Genomic DNA, 4304 nt, shown 5'->3' on the forward strand with positions numbered 1-4304 from the left:
ACCAGCCCAGCCACCCTTGCTCTGCCAACCGTTAGCCTGCAAGCGCATACCGAAGACAGGAGAGAACTGGTAGCCCAAGCCCAGCTGTACGTTAGGAGAGAGCAGGTCACCGAACTTAGCCTCACCGAGTGTATACTGAGCACCACCCTGCAGATCCAGGAACCAGTGCTTGTTGAAAGTATACTCATCACCGTTCTGGTCGGTGTAAGTAGCCTGTGCCATGGCTGATGTTGTACCGAGGGCAAGCAGTGACGCAGCGAATAATGATTTCATTGTATTCATAATCATATCTTTTATTGATTAATAAAACGGGTAATCTGCCTTATTTATTTTGCCTTCTTTTGCTGGTGCTTTTTGGCGAACTCAACACCCTCTTCAAGTTGTTTCTGCTGCTCTGGAGTCATAGGTGCTGTTTCCAACTTCTTGTTTGGATCATATACCGCATTTACTACATGGCCCTTCTTAGGAATCAACTTGATGAGTACAGCCTTTACAGGATCGTCAGAAAGTTCACCGATGTAGTGAACTACTGCAGAGTCGCCAGCCATCACAAAGCCATTGTCAAATGTAGCCTGCTTGTAATCGAATGTAACCTGATGGTCATCGATGATAGTAAGAAGAGTAGAATCTGTCATCTGCTTGATACTGACATTAGTACTCTTAATCTCTTCGCTGCAGGCATTGAAAGAGAGAATGGCAATAAGACAGACAGTAATTATAGATAATAATTTCTTCATCTTATAAGTAAAAAATAAAGGGGGCGCTCAAAACTGAACGCCCCCAATGAATAGTATCTCATTTACATTGTGGAGCACTTTTCACTCCTTTGTAAATTTTCTGAAAATTACTTTTTAATTACGAATGGTAATATAATTTCCTTCTCGTTACCGAAGCAATCCTTAACGATAAAGTGGATTTCACCACCTGTTACGCTAGTTGGAATTGAACCCTGATTATTCTGTGTAAGGATAATCTGAGTGCGATCATTACTGAATTCTGCTCTAAAGTATGGGTTGTACTGGCTACCACCCTTACTTGTTGTCCAAACATAAACATTGTCTTCATTGTTATAAACAGGAGCCAATACTCCAGCAGTCATGTATGTGCTGAACTTCTTGGCATCAACACCTGTGAGGGCAACTGGAAGAAGATCAGCATCCTTGATTTTTGTTCCAAGGTTTGCCAAATCCAATGTTGTTACAACACTCTGATCAGCAGTCCAAGTTACGGTATTGTTTGTACCTGTAACCCATGTTGTACGTTCACCAACAAGTACATCGAATGTCTTTATCCAAGAGCAGTAAGTAAGCTTCTCTGAGCTCTTAGACTTAACAGCATAACTGTCATTTTCAACATATCCAGTACCATCCTGATTGAGATGCTTAGAAATACGATTATAATAGAACTTACCAGTAATGGTGCGCTCTGTCTTATTATCTACCAAGTTTCTATCTCTATCGTTACTATTATTTACATACAAACGGTAGCTGCTTGGATAAGCCTTAGCTTCTTCCAATTGATCATTATTCCAAGTACCATTAGCTACATTGAAGTTGAATACACCCATACTTTCGCTATTGGTATCAAAGAGATCAAATCCATTCCAAGAAGTCTTATTGTTATTAATAACCAAGATATTTCTGAAGTCATAATAGCCTCCCTTATTGTAGCCAGAAATCTTGTAATTACCATTATCTGGAACAATGTATTTGTTGATGTCTTTACCGAAACCATCACGGTAAGCGAATTCAGGAGCCTCTGTTGGCATTACCTTCTTGAATGAAGCAGTAACAGTACTTACAGTAGCTGTAGCAGAAGAAATCCGCTTAGTCAATGTAGCTTGTACCTTATAAGTCTCACCATCAATGAATGTTCCAGGATTAGAAATCTCAAAGATAACCTTCTTAACTGCATTACTCAATTCACGAGTTTTTTTGCCATCTGCCAATACATAGATTGCATCAACACCTGTTGGCATCTTATTATCTGCATCCTTCTCAGCAACAGTCCAAGCGTAATCCTGTGCATCGAAATCCAAAGCACTGATAATATTTTCAATATCTACAGGCTCAGACATAAACTTCTTCTGCTCCAAATTGTATGTGAGGTTTGTTGCAGGAATTGTAACATCTGTCTTAACATCACCTACTGCTACATAGAATGCACGTCCATCAGGGTCAGTCAAAGTACCATCATAGTTAACAGCGTATACACGGAAACCGATAACGTCACCCTTAACATTGCCAAGATCCTTAATCTTGATAGTACCCTTATTACCTGTGAACAAGTGAGCTGGAACAACTTCAGTACCATTCTTCTTGTAACCAACATTCTCATAAGAATATGAGTTCCAAGCATTAAGCTCTGAAGGTTTAGACTCTCCAGCAAACTTCTCATCGAGAGTTACGTAGAATCCCTTCACATTCTTAGCAATAATAGAATTTGTAAAGTCGATAGTAATATTCTTACCCTTTTCTACTGCCAAGATGGAATAACCCTGACGCTGGTCTACACCATTGTAAGCACCCAATGTATGATCCTTACGATCTACAGCATTCTTATTATCACCATCGAGAATTACACTTGTAGCAGGTTTATTATTATCAAGCCATGTCAACTCTTGAGCATATGTCTTAGGATGGTTCTTCTTATCGTCTGTACGATTCCAACTCTCCTCTGTAGCAATATAACGGTTGTGAATATAAGATATTTCTTTTCCGTTAACAGAGAAATCCCAAGCATGCTGTGCCTTGTATGTATTCAAATCAACAGCATATTCAGAAGTAACACGACGAGTTTCTTCGTCCTTCTTCTCACCAGTAGTGTTATAGGTGTTCTTAACCGCTACTGAATAGAGAACTGCACGAGTATTGTCGTATTCATCCTTAGCCTCAACAGCAGCCTTGAAATTCTCACCTACTTCCTTAGCCTTGAACTTAACAACCCACAGACCTGACTTTGCATCGTTATCTGCTGCACGAGTATTACCCAAAAGCAATTTATTGTATCTGTGAACGTCAGTTACCTCAACCAAGTCATCAAGTTCCTTACCCTGAGAGTTCAAGAGAGAAACATTAGACTTTGTCAACTCTGCATCAACTGGAGAAACACGAACCAACAAGCTATCCTCGCCAATGTGATAGTTACCCTTGGTGAATGTAAACTTGCCATCTGCTACACCCTCTGCTGGGAATACATTATCAAGTTCTACTACCTGAGCGAAATTCAACGTTTTATCGAAATCGTAATCTGGACGATCAGCGATATTGTACAACTGAACGTCAGTTACCATTGTAGAGTACTGACCGATGATGTCCTTCAACTTGTTCTCGATGTTTGTAACCTTAGTAGCGAGACCGAGCTTAGTGTCATCGTCCTTAACACCGTTCAATACGCTCTCGATAGCAGCCAAACGTGTATCAAGTGTACCGAGCTCCTTGTTAGGTGTACCAACCTGAGCCTGAATAGTCTTGATTGCAGCAGCAACAGTACCCTCTTTGCTAGAATCATTAAGAGATGCAAGTGCCTCTTCAAGCTTAGTCTGATTAGCCTGAGCCAAAGCCAAGGCATCTTTAGCATTCTGAACTGTTGTAGCGAGACCCTTGATAGCTGCAGCATTTTCACCTGCTGTAGTATTTACTGCCGCAATAGCGTCATTGAGATCCTTTTCTGCCTTAGTCAAAGCCTCAGTGTCAGCCTTCTTTTCAAGAGCTGCCTGAAGAGCCTCTGCCTTCTTTGCAACCTCATCAAGCTTCTCCTGCTTTGCATAAGTATTCAAAGACTCAAGGATTTCCTTCTGCTTGTTCTGCAAAGTTTCGATATCACCAGTCTTGAGAGCTTCGATAGCATCGTTTGCAGCCTTTGCAGCAGTCTTAACGTCTTCAACCTCAGCCTTTGTAGCCAAAGTCTCCAAAGTCTCGAGAATCTCAGCATTTGCTGCCTTTGCGTCTTCTGCAGCCTTGTCGGCAGCAGCCTGAGCAGCCTTAACAGCATCCTGCAATGCAGTGATGTCACCACCCTGAGCCTTAACAGCAGCATCTAATGTTGCAAGAGCATCCTCAACATACTGCTTCTCTGCATAATTAGCCAAGACAGCCTTAACCTCGTCAAGAGTTGTCTTCTTAGCCAACTCAGACTGAAGAGAAGTGATGTCAGACTTGTTAGCAGAAATCAAAGCCTGGAGCTCAGAAACCTTAGCTGCCAACTCGTCAGCAGACGCCAACTTGTCGATCTGACCTTGCAAGTTGCTGATGTCGTCATCATAATCCTTACAAGAAGTAAATGTACTCATGGATGCCACAGTC

General features: G+C 41.5%; 2 protein-coding genes and 1 pseudogene. All 3 read right to left on the reverse strand.

Features of this window, described 5'->3' with window-relative positions; translation table 11 throughout:
• Positions 1-282 (reverse strand): annotated as a pseudogene (locus ACQRBJ_RS15640) (OmpA family protein); the annotation flags it as partial.
• A 44-nt stretch (positions 283-326) separates the two neighbouring features.
• Entirely contained in the window at positions 327-737 is a 411-nt protein-coding gene (locus ACQRBJ_RS15645) for a hypothetical protein (RefSeq protein ID WP_445304182.1), read from the reverse strand.
• A 107-nt stretch (positions 738-844) separates the two neighbouring features.
• Positions 845-4291 carry a coiled-coil domain-containing protein gene (locus ACQRBJ_RS15650; protein WP_445304183.1) on the reverse strand — a complete coding sequence of 1149 codons (3447 nt, stop codon included), beginning with the start codon at positions 4289-4291 and terminating at the stop codon, positions 845-847.
• Positions 4292-4304 lie beyond the last annotated feature (13 nt).

The organism is Prevotella sp. SGI.167 (assembly GCF_050313615.1).
In the GTDB taxonomy this organism is placed as follows: domain Bacteria; phylum Bacteroidota; class Bacteroidia; order Bacteroidales; family Bacteroidaceae; genus Prevotella.

Coding starts and splice junctions, on each gene's coding strand:
- ACQRBJ_RS15645 (WP_445304182.1), bottom strand. CDS start 737: ATGAAGAAATTATTATCTATAATTACTGTCTGTCTTATTGCCATTCTC.
- ACQRBJ_RS15650 (WP_445304183.1), bottom strand. CDS start 4,291: ATGAGTACATTTACTTCTTGTAAGGATTATGATGACGACATCAGCAAC.